Annotated in this window: 15 protein-coding genes; 3 read left to right on the top strand and 12 right to left on the bottom strand. The window is 46.1% G+C overall.

The window, feature by feature from the left end; all coding sequences use genetic code 11:
• The first annotated feature begins 4 nt into the window (after nucleotides 1-4).
• Nucleotides 5-2,536, top strand: a complete 2,532-nt coding sequence (locus ACP2WE_RS06355) for a VIT domain-containing protein (protein WP_425214754.1) — start codon at nucleotides 5-7, stop codon at nucleotides 2,534-2,536.
• 177 nt (nucleotides 2,537-2,713) lie between these two features.
• On the opposite strand, the gene ACP2WE_RS06350 is transcribed toward ACP2WE_RS06355, so the two are convergent.
• From ACP2WE_RS06350 to ACP2WE_RS06330, 5 genes are all read right to left on the bottom strand, one after another.
• A complete protein-coding gene (locus tag ACP2WE_RS06350) occupies nucleotides 2,714-4,450 on the bottom strand; it encodes an iron uptake porin (protein WP_425214753.1) in 1,737 nt (578 codons plus the stop codon).
• A gap of 241 nt (nucleotides 4,451-4,691) precedes the next feature.
• Entirely contained in the window at nucleotides 4,692-5,345 is a 654-nt protein-coding gene (locus ACP2WE_RS06345) for a Crp/Fnr family transcriptional regulator (protein ID WP_425214752.1), read from the bottom strand.
• A gap of 133 nt (nucleotides 5,346-5,478) precedes the next feature.
• Nucleotides 5,479-5,913: a ferritin-like domain-containing protein gene (locus tag ACP2WE_RS06340; RefSeq protein ID WP_425214751.1), complete on the bottom strand. Its 435-nt coding sequence runs from the start codon at nucleotides 5,911-5,913 to the stop codon at nucleotides 5,479-5,481.
• A gap of 11 nt (nucleotides 5,914-5,924) precedes the next feature.
• Entirely contained in the window at nucleotides 5,925-7,343 is a 1,419-nt protein-coding gene (locus tag ACP2WE_RS06335; RefSeq protein ID WP_425214750.1) for a di-heme oxidoreductase family protein, read from the bottom strand.
• Between the two features lie 12 nt (nucleotides 7,344-7,355).
• Nucleotides 7,356-8,501 carry an imelysin family protein gene (locus tag ACP2WE_RS06330; protein WP_425214749.1) on the bottom strand — a complete coding sequence of 382 codons (1,146 nt, stop codon included), beginning with the start codon at nucleotides 8,499-8,501 and terminating at the stop codon, nucleotides 7,356-7,358.
• 1,013 nt (nucleotides 8,502-9,514) lie between these two features.
• Between ACP2WE_RS06330 and cobW the strand changes: the two genes are divergently transcribed.
• Together cobW and mtnA are read left to right on the top strand one after the other, a co-directional pair.
• Nucleotides 9,515-10,558, top strand: a complete 1,044-nt coding sequence (gene cobW / locus ACP2WE_RS06325; RefSeq protein WP_425214748.1) for a cobalamin biosynthesis protein CobW — start codon at nucleotides 9,515-9,517, stop codon at nucleotides 10,556-10,558.
• Between the two features lie 49 nt (nucleotides 10,559-10,607).
• Nucleotides 10,608-11,696: an S-methyl-5-thioribose-1-phosphate isomerase gene (gene mtnA, locus ACP2WE_RS06320; protein WP_425214747.1), complete on the top strand. Its 1,089-nt coding sequence runs from the start codon at nucleotides 10,608-10,610 to the stop codon at nucleotides 11,694-11,696.
• A 40-nt stretch (nucleotides 11,697-11,736) separates the two neighbouring features.
• Here the strand turns inward: mtnA and trhO are convergent, their stop codons facing one another.
• The 7 genes from trhO to ACP2WE_RS06285 form a co-directional block, all read right to left on the bottom strand.
• A complete protein-coding gene (trhO, locus tag ACP2WE_RS06315) occupies nucleotides 11,737-12,561 on the bottom strand; it encodes an oxygen-dependent tRNA uridine(34) hydroxylase TrhO (protein WP_425214746.1) in 825 nt (274 codons plus the stop codon).
• Between the two features lie 137 nt (nucleotides 12,562-12,698).
• Nucleotides 12,699-13,322 (bottom strand): hypothetical protein, encoded by a 624-nt coding sequence (locus tag ACP2WE_RS06310; protein ID WP_425214745.1) that lies wholly within the window; start codon nucleotides 13,320-13,322, stop codon nucleotides 12,699-12,701.
• 589 nt (nucleotides 13,323-13,911) lie between these two features.
• On the bottom strand, nucleotides 13,912-14,163 hold the full coding sequence (locus tag ACP2WE_RS06305; RefSeq protein ID WP_425214744.1) for a hypothetical protein: 252 nt from the start codon (nucleotides 14,161-14,163) through the stop codon (nucleotides 13,912-13,914).
• A 524-nt stretch (nucleotides 14,164-14,687) separates the two neighbouring features.
• Complete coding sequence (locus tag ACP2WE_RS06300) at nucleotides 14,688-15,464, bottom strand: photosystem II electron transport protein, Sll1252 family (protein ID WP_425214743.1); 777 nt, start codon at nucleotides 15,462-15,464, stop codon at nucleotides 14,688-14,690.
• A 130-nt stretch (nucleotides 15,465-15,594) separates the two neighbouring features.
• Nucleotides 15,595-16,338: an amino acid ABC transporter ATP-binding protein gene (locus ACP2WE_RS06295; protein WP_425214742.1), complete on the bottom strand. Its 744-nt coding sequence runs from the start codon at nucleotides 16,336-16,338 to the stop codon at nucleotides 15,595-15,597.
• 53 nt (nucleotides 16,339-16,391) lie between these two features.
• Nucleotides 16,392-17,081: a (2Fe-2S) ferredoxin domain-containing protein gene (locus ACP2WE_RS06290; RefSeq protein WP_425214741.1), complete on the bottom strand. Its 690-nt coding sequence runs from the start codon at nucleotides 17,079-17,081 to the stop codon at nucleotides 16,392-16,394.
• Between the two features lie 355 nt (nucleotides 17,082-17,436).
• Entirely contained in the window at nucleotides 17,437-18,156 is a 720-nt protein-coding gene (locus tag ACP2WE_RS06285) for a double zinc ribbon and FHA domain-containing protein (protein ID WP_425214740.1), read from the bottom strand.
• Nucleotides 18,157-18,183 lie beyond the last annotated feature (27 nt).

Here is an 18,183-nt window from a genome sequence, read left to right as displayed (position 1 = left end):
ACCTATGAAACTCGCATATATCATACCCGCAGCGATCGCCTTAACTGGGTTTGCTGTCCATTATTCCTTTGCCCAGGCTAATTCTCAGACTAATCCTCAAGCAAGTAAATCATCCTATGTTATGGCTAGTTCGAATGCAGTAATCGAGCCTACAGGCGATCGCCAAAATCAAGGGAAAGATCCCAACAAAGACGCTAAACCTCGTCCCACAGGGGGGCTATTCGTTCAGGTCAAAGATGGCAAGCAGCAGGTCTTTCCACTCAAACATACAGAGGTCAAAGCCAATGTGACTGGCAATGTGTCGCGGGTAGAGGTGACGCAGACCTTCCAAAATCCTTTCGATCGCCCCCTCGAAGCGATTTACGTATTTCCCCTGCCTGATGAGGCAGCCGTCGATGAGATGGAGATTAAGATTGGCGATCGCGTCATTAAAGGCAATATCAAAAAACGGGACGAAGCCAAAGCGATTTACGATCGAGCGCGGCAACAGGGGCGTACCGCAGCGTTGCTCGATCAAGAACGGGATAATATTTTTACGCAGTCCCTCGCGAACATCAAACCGGGCGAACAAATCGATGTCACGATTCGCTATACCGAAAGCCTCAAGTTTGAGAAGGGAAATTACGAATTTGTCTTCCCGATGGTGGTAGGCTCGCGCTATATCCCCGGTCAGCCCCTTGGAAATGGGAAAGATACCACACAAGTGCCCGATGCCTCGCGGATTACGCCCCCTGTGCTGACCCCAGGCACGCGTTCGGGGCATGATATCCATGTCACGGTCAATCTAGATGCAGGCGTACCGATTCAAGATATTCGTTCCACTTCGCACAAATTGAATATGCGTCGTACAGGCGATCGCATCGAACTGAAGCTTTCCCCCGAAGATACCATTCCCAATAAAGATTTGATCGTGCGCTATCAGGTGGCGAGCGAACAGGCTCAGTCCACAGTCCTTTCGACGAGTACCGACCAAGGCGGTCATTTTGCTACCTATTTGATCCCCGCGATCGACTATCGCACCAACGAAATCGTACCGAAGGATGTGGTGTTTTTGATGGATACATCGGGTTCGCAATCGGGCGATCCATTACTGAAGTCTCAGGAACTCATGCGTCGGTTTATCAATGGTCTAAATCCTGATGACACCTTCACGATTATTGACTTTGCTACCACAACCAAACAACTATCTTCCTATCCGTTAAAGAATACGGCGGCAAATCGTCAGAAAGCGATCGCTTATGTTGACAAGCTCGATGCGGAAGGCGGAACCGAACTGATGAATGGCATCAATGCCGTAATGAATTTCCCTTCGCCATCTGACGGTCGCGTGCGCAGTATTGTTTTAATTACGGATGGCTATATCGGTAATGATAATGAGGTGATCGCCGCAGTTCAGAAACGTCTGAAGCCGGGAAATCGCCTCTATAGTTTTGGTGTGGGCAGTTCGACCAATCGCTTTTTGCTGAATCGATTAGCCGAGGTGGGAAGGGGCACAGCCCAAGTGGTGCGCCAAGATGAACCCACCCAAGCCGTTGCCGAGAAGTTCTTTCAGCAGATCAACAATCCCGTGCTGACGAACATTCAAGTCAAGTGGGAGGGCAGCGGTGTTGCCCCAGAAATCTATCCCAGTGCGGCTCCTGACCTCTTCGCCAATCAACCCTTGGTACTGTATGGGCGCAAGCAAGACACAACCAGTGGCATCTTGCGAATTACGGGTACGGCGGCAGGCGGCAAGCGCTATGAGAAGACGATTAGCGTTAATTTTCCCACGGGAAGCGATTCCTTGCAGGATGCGTCCCGCCGCGGCAATACTGGCATCGCCCAACTATGGGGACGGGCAAGGATCAAAGACCTGATGAATCAGATGTTTGGCAATGAAGTCAAATCTTTGGTCGATGCGGTGACGAATACGGCGTTGAGCTATCACTTAATGTCTCAATACACTTCTTTTGTGGCAGTCAGCGAAGAGGTACGGGTCAATCCTGACGGAGGCAGCGAAAGGGTACAGGTTCCTGTAGAAATCCCTCAAGGGGTCAGCTATGATGGCATTTTTGGTGCGGACAAAGATAGCGCTCAAGTACCTGGCACGGTGATGCCTTTGGCACCCCCTGCCCCCTATCCAGCCCGAACTGGAAGAGCGCAGCCTAGTCTCAATACGACTCCCATGAGAGAGGAAGCCAAAGTCGATCCTGCGGATCTTACGGCTAAAAAACCTGCATCTGAGACTCAGTCTAATTTCCAGTCTAATCCACGCATTCAAGTTATGAGTGTGACGGGAGCTACGGGTGTCTCTAATGTGAGTTTGGAACAGGCGATCGCACAGCATTTGCGAACCCTGAGCCTACCCAGTGGTAGCGGTACGATCGTGCTGGAGTTCCCAGTGGTCAACGGTCGTGTGGGAAAAATCATCCTAGACGATACAGCTTCGACCCTGACTGATACGAGCTTAGTGGAGTTAATCAAGCGATCGCTCTTAACTTGGTCTGTTCCTGCCTCTGCTCAAGGTACGATTCGCCTGACCTTGCAGATAAATTAGCATGAATTCGGGATCCGTAAGTGTGGAGACTATACCTCCCACTCGATCCCCCCCAGCCCCCCTACCCTTCGGGAAGTCGCTTCGCGGCTAGGAAAAAGGGGGGAGAATCAATTCTTCTTGAAAAGCAGGAAGAATTAAGGGGGAGCGAAACCTTGAAACAAAGACAGATAGATTTTTTTAGAACGTAAACACTGTGCGAAGCGTTCCTACAGTAATCGTGCTGTTGGCACTGTTATTGTTGGGGTTAAAGATAAATTGCAAATCGGGCGTAATCCGAATATTGTCGGAGATGGGGAAGTTGTAGAACAGTTCCACATTGGTTTGCGTGCTGTTACCCACAGTACTCGCAATAAAAGGCTGTCCGATCGCGATCGCTGCCACCGCATTTTCTTTAAACAGGTTGGGGAAGGCAAAACCCGCCGACCAAGTTTGCGGACTGATGCTCGTACCTGTAAACCCAGCATTGATATAGCTTGGCAGGGCAGTGGAAATCAAAGTGCTACGGCTACTGATGCTACCAAAACCATAACGACCAAACACAGCAAAGTTCTTAGCGATCGCCCATTCCGCATTGACACCGCCTGCATCGAGGTCGAGGTTATTTAGAGAGGCTCTAGTATATTGCAAGCGCAGGGCAAATGGGCCTGGATTGCAATCATCTTTGTCGCATACTTTTGGGGCAAATTCCAACTCTGCGGTGAGCTGGTTGCGATCGCCAAACAAGCCCCGATTAATGCCAGTGGCTGGATCGGTCGTTGCAGCCGCTGCATCAGCAGCCACGTAGCCAGCCCTTAGGGTAAAGGCACTTCCACCGATATTCCAACTAAAGGCAGCCCCTGCACCATCATTGACAGGCATAATCAGGGGATTGTTGATAAATAGGCGCGTTGAGAAGTCCACTGCCTCATTGTTGGCAAAGCTATTGGTGTCGAGAAATTCATTCAGTGAATATGCTGCGGCAATGGTCACAGTGGCATCTTTACCCAGAGGAAAAGAATAACGCAATTTATCTAAAGCAAAGGCAGTTCCAGCCGCATTATAGTCAAAAATGGAACTACTTTGGAATCCAATAAAGCCTGTATTAAATGTACTTGCATCTAAGAGAGAACCTGCATTTCCGCCATTGTTTCCTGCTTGCAGACGGGTGTAGAGTAAATCTTCTCCTGTAAAGCTGGTATTAAAGTTCAACCTCACCCGCGAAATCACCGTCGTATTAGTTCTCCCTGGTTGTCCGCTAGTCGGTGGCAATGTCGGATCGTCGTTAGGTAAAAATAACGTACTCGTGCCTGAGGTGCCTCCACTAATTGCGACGATTACCTGTCCGTCCAACTTCGTTGTGGTTGAGAACTGTTGCGCTTCCAGTTTGGCAGTTTTGGCTTCGAGGGCATCAACGCGACCGCGTAGGGTGGCTAATTCTGCGGCAAATTCCTCTTGGAGCTTTTGTAAAGCTGCTAGGTCTTCCTTGCTGACTTTGTCAGCCAAGCCCGCCGAAATAATTTCATTGATCTTGTCGAGGCAAGCATTCAAACCTGCGGCAAACTCATAGCGGCTCAAGGCTCTTTGTCCGCGATAGGTGCGATCGGGATAGCCAGCGATACAGCCGTATCGTTCTACCAGAGATTGCAAAGCTGTAAATGCCCAATCGGTGGGTCTGACATCCGACAGTTGCGACACAGAAGTGACATTCTGAGCGGTGGTGTCGTTTTTACCTGATAGCCGACTGTAATCTTGACTGTACTTCTGTATTTCTGGTGAGAATACAGGAGTCGTTGCAGGATTCAGTGTAGTCGCTGCATTGCTTGCAGGGATTGTCTCAGCCATAGACTCAGAAGCAATGCCAGTACTCCCTAAACTGAGGATGCTGCCCAACACGCCAATCAGCGCCAGATTTTTGGATAAACGATCGCAATTCATAGATTCCTCACACGAAATAGAGTAGACAACTTGATTCAGACAAGTAGATTTAAATTAAACCATCATAAGCCAAAAATGATAATGATTATCAAAATCATGATTTATGTCGTGAAAACAACTTTTTAAGAAGCCATTCGTAGGCGATCGGTACGAACCCCAGCCCAAGTTCATCTTTGGTTGACCTTGTGTCAACAGACAAACTGTCAAACTCAGTCAACCCAACCGCCAAACATTTTCACATTCAGTATCGATAGTATTGATTGATAAATGTCGAGGTGAGTATAAAACAACCGCCATCATACAGAACCAACCCTTGTTTGGCAAACTCAATCAGCGAACGAGTAATGGTTACTCGAGTCGTGCCGATAATTTCTGCAATTTGTTGGTGCGTTAGCTTTACATCGATTGACTTGCCGCATTGAATCTCTCGACCAAATTTCTCGGCAAGCCAAATCAAGAAAAGTTTTAAGCGATCGGCGATCGGATTCCAATGCATAATACTTAAAAGTTCTTCGGTAAGCTGAACATGCTGAAAAATCGCATCGAGCGCTTGATACCAAAGCCCTGAAGGTAAAAAGTCAACTATCACAGTGGTCAGGCATTCCATCTCATAGGGGCTTACATTTGATAGCGGTTCGCCAATCACATCACCCATTCCCCAAAGTCCGAGCGTAGCTTTCTCACCTTCAAAAGACCATGTGGTCGTCCGTACAACCCCTTGGCGAATTTGCCAGAGAATTCCAACTTGGCAAGGAATAATCTCATTTTTTTGAAAGCTATGCTGCATCAAGTGTAGTGGTAGCAAAGGGGAAGGACGTATTTCCCTTTGCGGTGAGCTACCTGAATACCCTAGTTCTAGGCTAGGGTATTCACCATCATTCACGAATTCAAACATATTTCAGCCTCTCTAAGGAATGACAATTTATGTAAAGAAGGGCATGCCCCTATAGCAATTATTTGAGGGAGAGGGTATGTACCTACCCCGCAGACATCTGCGATCGCGATACTTGGTTCTACGTAAAGTCAGATCAACTAAAATCTCGCAACATTTTTTTGATTTCTAGGGTGTGAAGTTCTTCCTGACCAATCATGGTGCGTGCAAACTCCTCTAGGTAAACACTGCGATCGTCCACCACGTCCAAAAGCTTCTTATAGAGTTCAAGCGCTTTCTTTTCATGACTGAGACTCTCAGCCAAGATATCTTGAACGGTGTGCTTGTCAGTTTCTTCAATGGTTGCAATCCTTAAACTAGGATGACCATCCAGTCCAGTCAAAATTTCACCCGCTTGCTGGGCATGTAATAAGGATTCACTCGCCTGTGCTTTAAAGAAAGCAACAATGGGAATGCGATTCGCGCCTGTAACCATTAAGGAGTAATGGGTATAGCGAACGACTCCAGCCAGCTCAAATTCCATAATGGTGTTGAGCAGGTCAATCGTAGCTTGGGTATCGAGTTCTTTCATGTTTTGGGGGGTTATAGAGAATGCAGGAATTGCAAAAGTGCGGCGCGATCGCTTGCAGGCATTGCCCGAAACGATTCTTTAGACTTTTCTGCCTCGCCACCATGCCAAAGAATTGCTTCTTCGAGGGTGCGAGCGCGTCCGTCATGCAGAAATCCAGAATAGGGAAGTACGGTATGGGTTAAGCCGATCGCCCACAAAGGCGAGGTACGCCACTCGGTTCCCGTGGCGAGAAAATCGGGTCGGTTGTCCGCCAGCCCTACGCCCATGTCGTGCAAAAGCAAATCTGTATAAGGATGGATGGTTTGGTTGGCGACCGCTGCCAGTTCGTGTTTGCCAGTTCGTAGGGTTTGAATGTGACAACTGGCACAGTTTGCCTGATGAAACAAGCGATCGCCAGTTTTAACCACTGGATCGTTCAGCATCGCCACCGGACGCGCTGGAACCGTGAGGCTTTGGGTATAAAAGGTTGCCGATATCAACTTCTCATCCGTAATATCGCTGGTCTTCCCATCAGGTTCGGGAAAGACAGGATTGGTCACGCCCATGTCATTAAAATAAGCCGCTGCCGATTGCTGGCGTAGGTTGGGCTGATTGGCTTTTAACCCAAATTTCCCCAGAGAAGTGGCTTTTTTCTCCACATCCCAAACCACATTCACTTTCCCAGAGATACCATCACCATTTTTGTCCTCAGGATCGGCAAGAGCCAAAAGGGTTTTATCCTCTAAAGCCTCTAGCAAGCCCAAACCAATTACCGGTGGAGGCAGTCGCAGAGAAGTCATGACTTCAGGTGGAAGGGATTTGCGATCGGGGAGTTGGATTGTGGTGACTGGCGATCGCAATTTATACGCAGTACCATCTCCATATTTACCTTCGGTCTCTTCCCATTTAACCGTAACGCTGGCATTCGGCGTGTAGCCATAGATGGCATGGTCGCGAATTTGCGTCCCGATATTCGGCACGGGAACCTCTCCACCAGGGACTTCTGGTTGCCCCTGTGGTAGGCTGACTCGTACTAAAAGCTGAGATTTGAGCGATGTCGCCGACCCTATGACGGGCATTCCTCGACCATTTTGGAGATGGCAGCCGTTACAGGAAGTATTGTTAAATAAAGGACCCAATCCCGGATTCACATCGGCAGGCGCACTCACAAAGATATCGTTAAAGGTGGCATTGGCTTCGCTATGCTTTTGTTGTTCCAATTCCGTGAGGTTCGCAGCAGGATTATCAAAGGCGCGAGAAGTGCGATTGAAAATCGAAGTTTGACCACCAGAGAAGGGGTCAACATTCAACTGCTGAGACTTTTGAGCGTCGAGTGATGTCTGAATACCAATGGCGATCGCGGCGGATATTACCAGTAGAATTAAAGACTTGGCAACTTGATGTCTCAGCCATCTATGCAACGGTCTCTGGGAAAGGGAATGAGCTTTCATAGGGTTCCTGAACTATTGCACGATTAGAGGTTTAACGTCCTTCTCAAAGGTCTCTTTGACTGTGGTTACTGCCGCGATCGCTTTTTTAATCTTTTCAGCAGCACTCGGATCGGAAATGGCAGTTTGGAAAGGAGTAGGAATTTCATCGATTGCCGCGATCGCCGAATTAATTTCTTTTTCCACCCTTGCATCTAGTTCGGGTTTGACTTTTGCAACGTAAGCACTTAGCCCCGATTTACCTAGGGCGTGATTCTCCGTAGTGCCAAAATAGACGTTCTTAACGCAGTTGAGATTGCTTCTAAAGTCGTTGAGTGGGTTAGCCGTGGCATATTGCGATTCGATCGCTTTGGGGTCTTTCTTGGTAAATGGCTCGCTCAGCTTTTTCTCTGCTACCTCTGTCGTGCTCTCGATAATCCCTTCCACCATTTCTTGGGCGGCATCGGGTAAAGAAGGATAAACTGGATTATTTCCAGCGGTGGCAAAGGAATCGCGATAGGGGGCTCTACCATCCACCCCACTCGTCCAAGCCGCGAGCAGTTTATTGGCATCAGCGTCCAACACAACTGTTGCCGCTTTTAAATAATCAAATTCGCGTGGGGTAAAGTCAGCGATCGCTTTTTTACCATCTCCGCCAAACAAAAGTAGTTCGATCGTATGAAATCCCTTTTGGCTTTCTTGGAGATTTTGGACATATTCGGACGTAATCTTGTCGCTACTTTTTAAAATCTTTTCAACATCTGATTTGTCCAAAGGCCATGTATCGATCGCGGCGTCTAAGCCCAAAGATTTCGCTGGTCCAATCGTAAAAGATTCGCCTTGCTCCCAAGGCACGCGCGCTGCCATCCAAGCATCTTGAGCAGCTTTGAGGTTTTGCTCGTTAGGGTTTGCCGCGAAAGCATCCACGGCTGTCTTTAACTCTTTAGTTTTAAGGGTAAACTTCTGATAAGTCGGAACCACCACGCGATCGGCAAAATCCACCACCACTTGCCGATCGGCAAACTTAGCAGAAGCAATTTTAGCAGAGGCGTTTGCGATGGGAGGAACTGTAGAAATTGTGGAATTTATTCCAGTAGCTTGACTGCAAGCAATTGTCAGCAGGGCTGTGACAAGCGCAATGCTTACCACTTTTTTAGATAAATTAAATCGAAATCGTTTCATAAATTTTGAGGGGAAAGTAAGGTGAAGTTCAAAAAAGAATGGGTATCGAAAACTTATAAAGTGGATCTGTAGAGCATCTTGAAACGAATTTTGGGTAGACAAAACCCTGAGCAGCTAAAAGCTAATCCAAAATCTGTGGTTGAATTTTTAATTTATTTCTTTTTATGGAACTGAATCTGTTGGAGTTTGGGATCGCGACATCAGCGATGCGTTACGCATCCTACAAAACTAGATTTAGGAAGATGAAGGGGTGGAATTATCACTACAACCGCTTAAAACTCCCAGACAAGCAAACAACCCAAGAAAAGAGAGACAAGAAAATTTCAACAGTGTCACCACGCAATCATCCTAAACAACAACTATCAAGACGGTATTTAAGCTAAATATGTACCTAAAGTTAATGCTTTACCTTGAGCATCAACCAGTTTGCTAGCTAACCTTTGAAATTGGGTGTTGAGTTAACAGCACCCAATCAACATCACCCAAATCTGTATCAAAGCGCCAGACAGACAGCCGATACAGTTAATGCTAGTAATTCCTACTAGACTCCGTATTTTCACTCTAGTACAAATGACTATATCTTGCAATAAGAAATTAGAAAAATATTTAGACATATCATCGCGGTTAGCATTCAGTAATTAGCGATTAGTTTTTGTATAAGCCTTGCTACGTATGATAACTATCCGCAAAAGATCTCCTAATTCACCAGACGCCTGCTATACATGTCAAGCTTAGAGGGATTTCCTCCCGATGTTTAGATAGGGTTAATGCCCACATACTCGTCCTTGTCGATTAGATTCTAAAGAAACCCAAACAAATTTTTAAGAGTGAATTGCAACAGTGTTAAATGCAGTTCAGAGATTTATGCATATAGGATATACGAGTCAAGATCTAAAATAATTGCTACTTCTTCTTAGTTATGCTTGCAATTGGCAAGTCCCGATCGATTGCTGGGCAAATTATGATTGGATGTAAACATACAAACTTATGGGCAAATCAGTTCTAAATCCTCTATGCACAAAATTCCCGTTACAGTGATCACAGGCTTTTTAGGAGCTGGTAAAACCACACTTGTGCGCAATCTCTTACAAAATAGTCAAGGTCGGCGTATCGCCGTTATCGTCAACGAGTTTGGTGAAGTCGGCATAGATGCGGAGCTTTTGCGATCGTGCCAAGTTTGCGATGATGAAACCGAAAATACCGCAACCCTCGACACAAACATTATCGAGCTAACCAACGGTTGCCTCTGTTGCACCGTACAAGAGGAATTTTTGCCCACGATGCAGGAACTGCTCAAGCGAAGCGATCGCCTCGACTGCATCCTAATTGAAACATCGGGTTTAGCTCTGCCCAAGCCGCTCGTCCAAGCCTTTCGTTGGCCGACGATCCGCACAGGGGCAACGGTTGATGGTGTGATTACTGTGGTCGATTGCGAAGCCGTAGCCAGCGGACAATTTGCCACCGATCTAGATGCCTTAGAAGCCCAACGCCAAGCCGATCCGAACCTTGAGCATGAAACTCCGATAGAAGAGCTATTTGAAGATCAACTTGCTTGCGCCGATCTAGTCTTGCTAACCAAAGTCGATCGCGTCGATGCTGCCACCCAAACCAGAGTAGAAACCTGGTTGCACAAGGAACTGCCCAGCCATGTCAAAATTATTGCCTGTAAGGATGGGGCGATTAGTGCCGATGTTTTGCTCGGCTTTAATGCTGCCGTAGAAGATAACCTAGAGAGCCGTCCTAGCCATCACGACACCGAAGAAGAGCACGAGCATGATGATGGCATTACCTCTGTGTGTATCTCAGCCGATCGCGCCTTTGAGGCATCTGCACTTGTCGCCAAACTAGAGAAGTTAGTCCAAGAGCAGGAAATCTATCGCATTAAAGGATTTGTAGAGGTTCCCAATAAGCCCATGCGTCTCGTTTTGCAGGGAGTTGGCGCCAGATTCGAGCATTTTTACGATCGCCCCTGGCAAGTCTCTGAATCGCGTCAAACCCGTCTGGTGTTTATTGGTAAAGACTTGGATCGGGAGGCGATTGAAGCTGCCATTCATTAACCCAAATCTGCTATCTTGACTGCATAGCGCGTAATTAAACTAGCCCCCAATGAGTGAAGGAAAATACAAAGCCCTTTGGTTAGAAGGTGAAAGTCTGATCGTCATCGACCAAACCAAGCTGCCATTTAGCTACGAAACCAAACGTCTCACCACCAGCATGGATGCCGTCCATGCGATTAAAGACATGACCGTGCGCGGCGCAGGCGTCATTGGTAGCGTGGCGGCCTTTGGGGTCTATCTTGCCGCTTTGGAATGTCAGGGCAATCTGGAGAAAATCGAAATCTTAGCGCAACGGATTCGCTCAGCCCGTCCTACGGCTGTAAATTTGATGTGGGCAGTCGATCGCATGCTCAAGGCTTTAGAATCCACGAATTCTCCGCAAGACATTATTGCGACGGCACGCCAAGAAGCGATCGCGATTTCTGATGAGGATGCGCTGGGTTCGCAAAAAATCGGCGAATTTGGCTGCGATGTCATTGCGAAAATAGCCGAGCAGAAGGGCGGAAAAACGGTGAATATTCTCACCCATTGCAATGCGGGTTGGCTGGCGATCGTCGATCGCGGCTCTGCCCTTGCCCCCATGTACGAAGCACGCGATCGCGGCATTGATATTCATGTTTGGGTGGATGAAACCCGCCCCCGCAATCAGGGTGCAAATTTGACCGCTTGGGAACTAGGTCAATCCCAAATCCCCCATACGCTCATTGCTGACAATACGGGCGGATTGCTGATGCAGTACGGCAAAGTCGATCTGTGCATTGTGGGAACCGATCGCGTCACCCGTAGTGGCGATGTCGCCAATAAAATTGGAACCTATCTCAAAGCCCTTGCCGCCTACGACAATCAAGTTCCATTCTACGTGGCGTTGCCGAGTTCCACCTTCGACATGCAGGTCTCCAATGGAGTCAAAGAAATTGAAATCGAAACGCGCAGTGCTGACGAAGTTCTCTATATGCAGGGACTCTTGGCAAGTGGAGACATCGGACAGGTGAGAGTTGCCCCCATAGAAACCCCCGCCCTCAATTACGGGTTTGATGTCACGCCTGCAAGACTGGTCACGGGGTTGATTACAGAACGCGGCATTTGTGTCGCAAATGAAACCGCGATCGCGGCTATGTTTCCCGATCTAATGCCATAAAATCAATTCAAGAGGATAGAGGATATAGGGGCGGAAGCATTCATGCCTGTGGGTTGGTGCTGTGTTGTTCTGATGTTGGGATGCTATATTTTGGCGACAGTTGGGCATCGACGCTTCGGCGATCGTCAAACACAAAGCATTCTCCTTGCCAGAGACTTTCTTCGGGAGGTACTTCCTCAAGGTACTTCAGAATGCCACCTCTGAGGTGATAGACCTCAGTAAAGCCCTTCTCTAACATAAAAGCACTGGCTTTCTCACAGCGAATCCCACCCGTACAGAACATGGCAATTTTGGGGTGGGATTCAGGATTCAGATTCTGCTCTACATAGCTAGGGAATTCGCTAAAAATCTCCAGATTGGGATCGATCGCCCTCTCAAACGTACCCAACTCGACTTCATAATTGTTACGAGTATCAATCACGATCGTTGTCGGATCGGCAATCAAAGCATTCCAATCTTTTGGCTCTACATAGGTTCCCACCGTGCGCGTAGGATCGATCGTAGGTACGCCCATTTTGACAATCTCTTTTTTTAACCGCACCTTGAGCCGCTGAAACGGGATGCGATCGCTGTAGGATTCCTTATGCTCTAGACTTTGTAGTCTGGGGTCAGAGCGCAAATAATCGAGCAAAGCATCGATACCCTCACGACTCCCAGCGATCGTCGAGTTAATTCCTTCTCGCGCCAATAAAATTGTTCCCTTAAGATTCTGCGCATCGCAAAAGGATTTTAGGATCGGACAGATTTCTTGATAGTCGGGCAAATCTGCAAAGTGATAAAACGCTGCGATTACAACATGTTCCAATGGGTTTTGCAGTTTTTCGGTTGTATTCAAATCTGGCACTTTTCGATTTCGCTCGTTCATTGCTTTAATCGCGTAACTTTTTAATCATATAACTTCCAAGGGAGGCGAAGCATTCGGAAGATTTAGATTACAGTAAAACCACATGGTAGATATCTAAAGGCTTCACCCTTACCTCGAATTAATATCATTGTAAGCCTTTACCACTCTTCCTCCTGCCAAAACCAATGATTGGTAATTCGTCGAATTTGTTTGAAAGTTGGTGGCACAGGAAATTTTGGTGGAGTCGTTCTAGTTTTTTGATATTCCTCTCTAGTGATAGAAATATCGCGATCGTCAGAACGGTAAATATAATCTGCTCCTCCATCTCCCATTCCAATTGTGTATCTAGGGAAAGTTACTTGCGTTCCCCACACTTCTTTTTTTACTTGAACTTTTCCTAATAAGAAATTCTCTAAACTGTATTGATTTGGAGCATTTTGAGTAGCTAAAGCTCCATCGATCGCGCTTTGCCGCATCGGTAAATAAATATAGAAGTCTGTAACGATCGGATCGGTAAGATAAACAACTAGAGTCGTTAATGTTGCGATCGCCAAAGGAATCAAAGCCAGAAATTTTGCTGTTTTAAACTGCTGCCGAAGGTAAATAATCGCCAAAACCAACGGGACGATTAATAAAAGCTGACATAGCATCCAAATGATGACCCCAAAAATTGGGATGCACAAAATTGTGACTTGAAAAACTTTTACCCCTACCAACGTTAAACAAGTAACGATAAGCCATACTAAAGTTTTACCTCTGGATTTGCTCAATGGTTTATTCATTTTTGGACTTTGGACAAGAATGAAGTAAAAAAGAGATGAAAGCAAAGGAAGAAGGGATAATGACAGTTTCAATCAAAAACAGATCGTTATCCCCAAATCTATTATGCCAATAGTTGTTACAGAGAGTGAACTTCAGAAATTCCGAGAACAGATATACAACCAGATTAAGCAACGAGCAGATAGTGCGATGGACTTGCTGGATGCACTCTGTAGTAATAATCGCGCCCCAAGTGTAGTGCAGTTAAGTCTGAATCCGTTATTTCGCTGAGGTTACAGCGCACTATTCAAAGCAATAAGAGGATTAACATTCTGGGAAACATCTACAGAAGAAAAGCAACAAACTGAAGATATCGCGACGATGACTGTAGAACCAATGGCGTTGTTAGAGTTGATAGCAGAGGTTGTACCCAGTCCGCAGCAACGCCATTTTTTTGTTCGGTCTAGATTGCACCAGCATTAGACGACCGTTTACTGCAACATTGGCGGATCGAGGAATGGTACATCAACCGCCAATTCAAGGGTAACAAACCGCCTTGTCAAGGATTCAATTGGGCTGAAATAGCCCTGATATGAAAACTACCATCTGAGACTAATTCCTAATAGATCTTAACTGCAATACCCCAACTTCCTCAGCCCATACCTTGATTGCAGCAGTGTCAATAGTAACTTTTTCGCTTGGCTGGATTGATTTGCTCTCCATGTCTGATTTGGATCTTTGAATAACTTCTGAACACTTGTCAGTAATAGGAGTACCAACGTAAGTTTCTGCAGTTGCTCCTAGAGAAATTGATAGAGAAGCAGTTGAAAGAATGACAAAAGTAGCAATAAATTTGTGTAACATGATTGAGTAAATCTCCTAATTAATAAATTATTAAAATCGATTTGTGCGTCTCAACTGTTAGTAATGTAAGGAATATATTTGCTCTATTTTTAAATCCGTTCCAAAAAGTATTTTGGTTATTACGGCTTCCACTTTTTTATATAGCAATCCTCCTTGATTTGTATGTACGGGCAATTCATGAATTGCCCGTACGATTCTATACAGAAGAAAGAATCTCTTATATAGCAATCCTAAATCAATCGTGAGACAGTGTTTGGTGAAATGAACTCTACGAACATTTTCTGTTCTCACAAATCAGATCGGATTGCTATGTGTCATTTAGGATTGCTATAGGTAAACAATCTAACAAGTAAATATTATTTTAGATAAATATCATAACCATAGATTGATTTCGTAATAATCTTTAACAACCAACACAAATTTTGCTTGAGGTAATCTTTACGAGTTTTATAAAAATGCGATCGCGCATAATCCTCAGCATCAATGGTGTCGAGCAATTGAATCGCAAAATGCGAATTACTAGATCACATGGAACGATTTAAGAGTACCCGATAGCGATTCTTTTTGGTGACTGAGATGTCACCTACCGTTAGACGACCTTTACCTCGAATCGCAATTAGATCGCCTGTTTTAAGCTGATAGCTAGATTGGGTGACACTTTTCCAATTGACGCGGACATCGTCTGACGCAATCAAGTCCACCATTTTGCTGCGAGACATGCCAAAACCTGCCGAAGCGATCGCATCGAGTCGCAAGGAGGCTTCTACTGTGGCAATTTCCTTGACCTGTGGCGGACGAATTTTTAACTCAGTAAGCTCTATTTTTCGCGTTTTAACGGGAACAGTTCTGACTTGGGTGAGATGGAGTTCCACATACTCCACCAGTTCGGGTACTAAAATTACTTGCGCTCCCTTTTCCCCTAAAACATTCACGTCGCCAACTTTTTGCCGCTCGATACCCGATCCTAAAATCGCACCGAGAAAGTCTGGATGGGTGGCAGTGTCAAACAAAAAATTTCCAGCTACATCCACAGCGGCAAGGCTAACCATACTCAGATCTAGGGGAAGATCGGCTCTAGCGATCGCTAACCTCTGCCGTTCTGCCTGCGCGTAGCCACCCCATGCCATGAATTGAATTTCTGTGAGCTTGGATAAAACTGTCGTTGCTTCAATTAGCTCAGGTGGGGAGAGAAAATCACTACAGACGGTTTCCCATTTTTGCAAAGCCTGATCGCCGCGATCGAGCAAACGACTCACCACATCTCGATGTTCTAATCCATTTAATAAATCGCGGGGAAGCATAATTTTAGTTGTCAGTAATTCGTAATCGATCTTAGGGGAGATTTCGGTGTAGGGGCGAAGCATTCGGAAGATAAGCTGATTCAAATTGCAGGAATTGATACCCGAATGCTTCGCCCTCTTTATTCTTAATTTACAAGATTTGGGATAGAAATTTGCGGGTGCGTTCTTCTTGGGGGTTTTGGAAAAAGGACTCTGGGGTTCCTTCTTCGATAATTGTGCCACCATCCATCAGAATAATCCGATCGGCAACTTCACGGGCAAAGCCGACTTCGTGGGTGACTACGACCATGGTCATACCAGAGTTTGCGAGCGATCGCATCACGTCTAAAACTTCGCGCACCATCTCAGGATCGAGGGCGGAGGTCGGCTCGTCAAACAGCATGATTTTGGGCTGCATGGCTAGAGCGCGGGCGATCGCCACCCGTTGTTGCTGACCGCCAGACAATTGCCCAGGATACTTATTTGCCTGTTGCGAAATTCCAACCCTTTCTAGCAGTTGCAGGGCGATTTCATGGGCTTTTGCCTTTGACCACCGTCTTACCCACATCGGGGCTAGCGTAATGTTTTGCAGTACGGTTAGGTGGGGAAATAAATTAAATTGCTGAAATACCATGCCCACTTCGCTGCGAATGGCATCAATATTTTTAGGATTATCCGATAGCTCAATGCCATCGATCTCGATTCTGCCCTGTTGATAATCTTCAAGGGCATTGAACGTGCGGGCAAAGGTAGACTTTCCCGAGCCAGATGGTCCCATAATTACAACGACTTCGCCTCGACTGACGGTTAAGCTCACCCCCTTGAGCACGTGGAAACTGCCATACCATTTATGTACGTTTGTCGCGACGATCGCTGGCTCAGATTGTGTTACCACTTCCTATACCTCCACTAGCTACAGGCATGATAGAACAATTTAGCTGGAAGGACTCAGTTTTTTAACTGTTTGTCGATCGCTGCCACAATCGCGGGAATATGCTTGGGTTTAACTTTGCTATGGCGAGTTTTGGTTGGCATCACCACTAAGTTAGGTCCGGCACTACAGTCTTTGAGGCAACCCGTCGATTTTATGTGGACGCGATCGCTGAGTTGGCAATCGTCTAGAGCTTGCGTTAAAGCCTTACAGACATTGCCACTGCCACGTTTGACACAATCTGCTTTTTGACAAATCAAGATACTGGCTTGAGGCTTAGAGGATATACTCGTTTTTGGCTGACTTGATTGAGCTTGAGGAATTACTTTAGCGGCAAGGATTGCCTTGGCACTGTTGACTGGCGTGACATTGGTTACCGCAACATGATGAGCTTTAAATCTGAACGTACCCTTGGTCGGATTAAATTTTTGGACACCTGAAACTTCGATCCAATTGCCTTGTACGAGGGTTTGACCTAGTGTGGCTCTGAACTGCTTTGCCAATTTAATCGTATATTCCCCTCTAGATGTGTGAATGCGAAAATATTTACAGCGAGCTTCCCGATCTTCAGTAGTCAAAAATCCCAGAAATCGCCCTTCAAACTGGAAGTCTGATTTTTGACTTTTACCTTTTACTTTTTTTCTTTCCTGCAAACTACCTTGAAAGAATGTCGGGTTGGCTTGATAGCCACAGTCAAGCTTACTCATCTCTCAACAACATCTCCAGTTCGAGCGAAATTTCCATAATATCTTAAAATTTATTTAGTAGAATTATTCGCAATAGAATTAAAGGTAGATCGAGACTCTCCCATTGAAAACCAGCAGTTTTCTCAATGATTGAATGCAATAAATAAGAGCTAAACCCTAAGACTGAAAAGGCTCAGCTCTTCACCTAAGCAAACCAAAAGAGGATCGATTTAATCATTAAATACAGACTATCCTAAATGAGAATTAAATTTAATAAGTCCAAAGTAATATCCCTAAAGGTTGAAATGGGAAAAAATGTGTTGCCACAAGTGCGATAGCACTTTTCCTTGCCTGAGTTGCTTGCTAATTCCTCGGTTTAGGTGGTTTGGAAGATAAAGCTGACTTTGTCACCTTTGCCTAACGCTATGCGATCGCCAGCGCGGAGGCGATGCCGATTGCCTGCGGGTAATGCGGTGTTGTTAATATAGCTGCCATTAGAGCTACCCGTATCTTCAAAGTAAAAGGCATCTCCCTCAAAGCGAATATCAGCATGGACGCGAGAGACAACATCTGAGTCGGGAAATCCTGAGACATCAATGTCAGGTGGAATAACGTTATTGGGTTTGCCCAAATGAATTACAGGCAGATGGGCAGGTAATTCTAGTGTGATATTGGTTTGGATGTGTAAAAGTGAAGCTCTGATCGTTTGCAGTTGTGTCTTAGCACTGGTTCCAACCGATTGAGCCGCCACAGCTGCGATTACGGGGGGTGGCACGGTACTGATTTCGGTTAAGTCGTCGGGTGACGTAAGAGGTGGGGCAACTGGTGAAGGATCTGGTGCAACTGGACTAGATGTTGATGCTGCAGCTACAGGCTGAGGCACAGCTGTTTCTGGTGCGACGGATACTGCTACTTCTGCCGCTTTTGTCGATTTGAGGTCGAAGCCGCAATGTCCGCAAAAACTGGCATCTGATTGGACAGAAGCACCGCAGTTAGAGCAGTTAATCATCACAACCACTGGCAAAGGTGTAAAACAGGCTTCACAGTTTGTAGCACCGTCAGGGTTTGAGTGAGCGCAACTTGGGCAAATAATCATAGTCTGGTTGTTAACAATGGATTCTAT

Source organism: Tumidithrix helvetica PCC 7403 (assembly GCF_965232925.1).
GTDB classification, from domain to species: Bacteria; Cyanobacteriota; Cyanobacteriia; order Pseudanabaenales; family Pseudanabaenaceae; genus Tumidithrix; species Tumidithrix helvetica.
The sequence above is the reverse complement of the archived record's forward strand: the minus strand, read 5'-3'. Positions and strand labels throughout refer to the sequence as shown.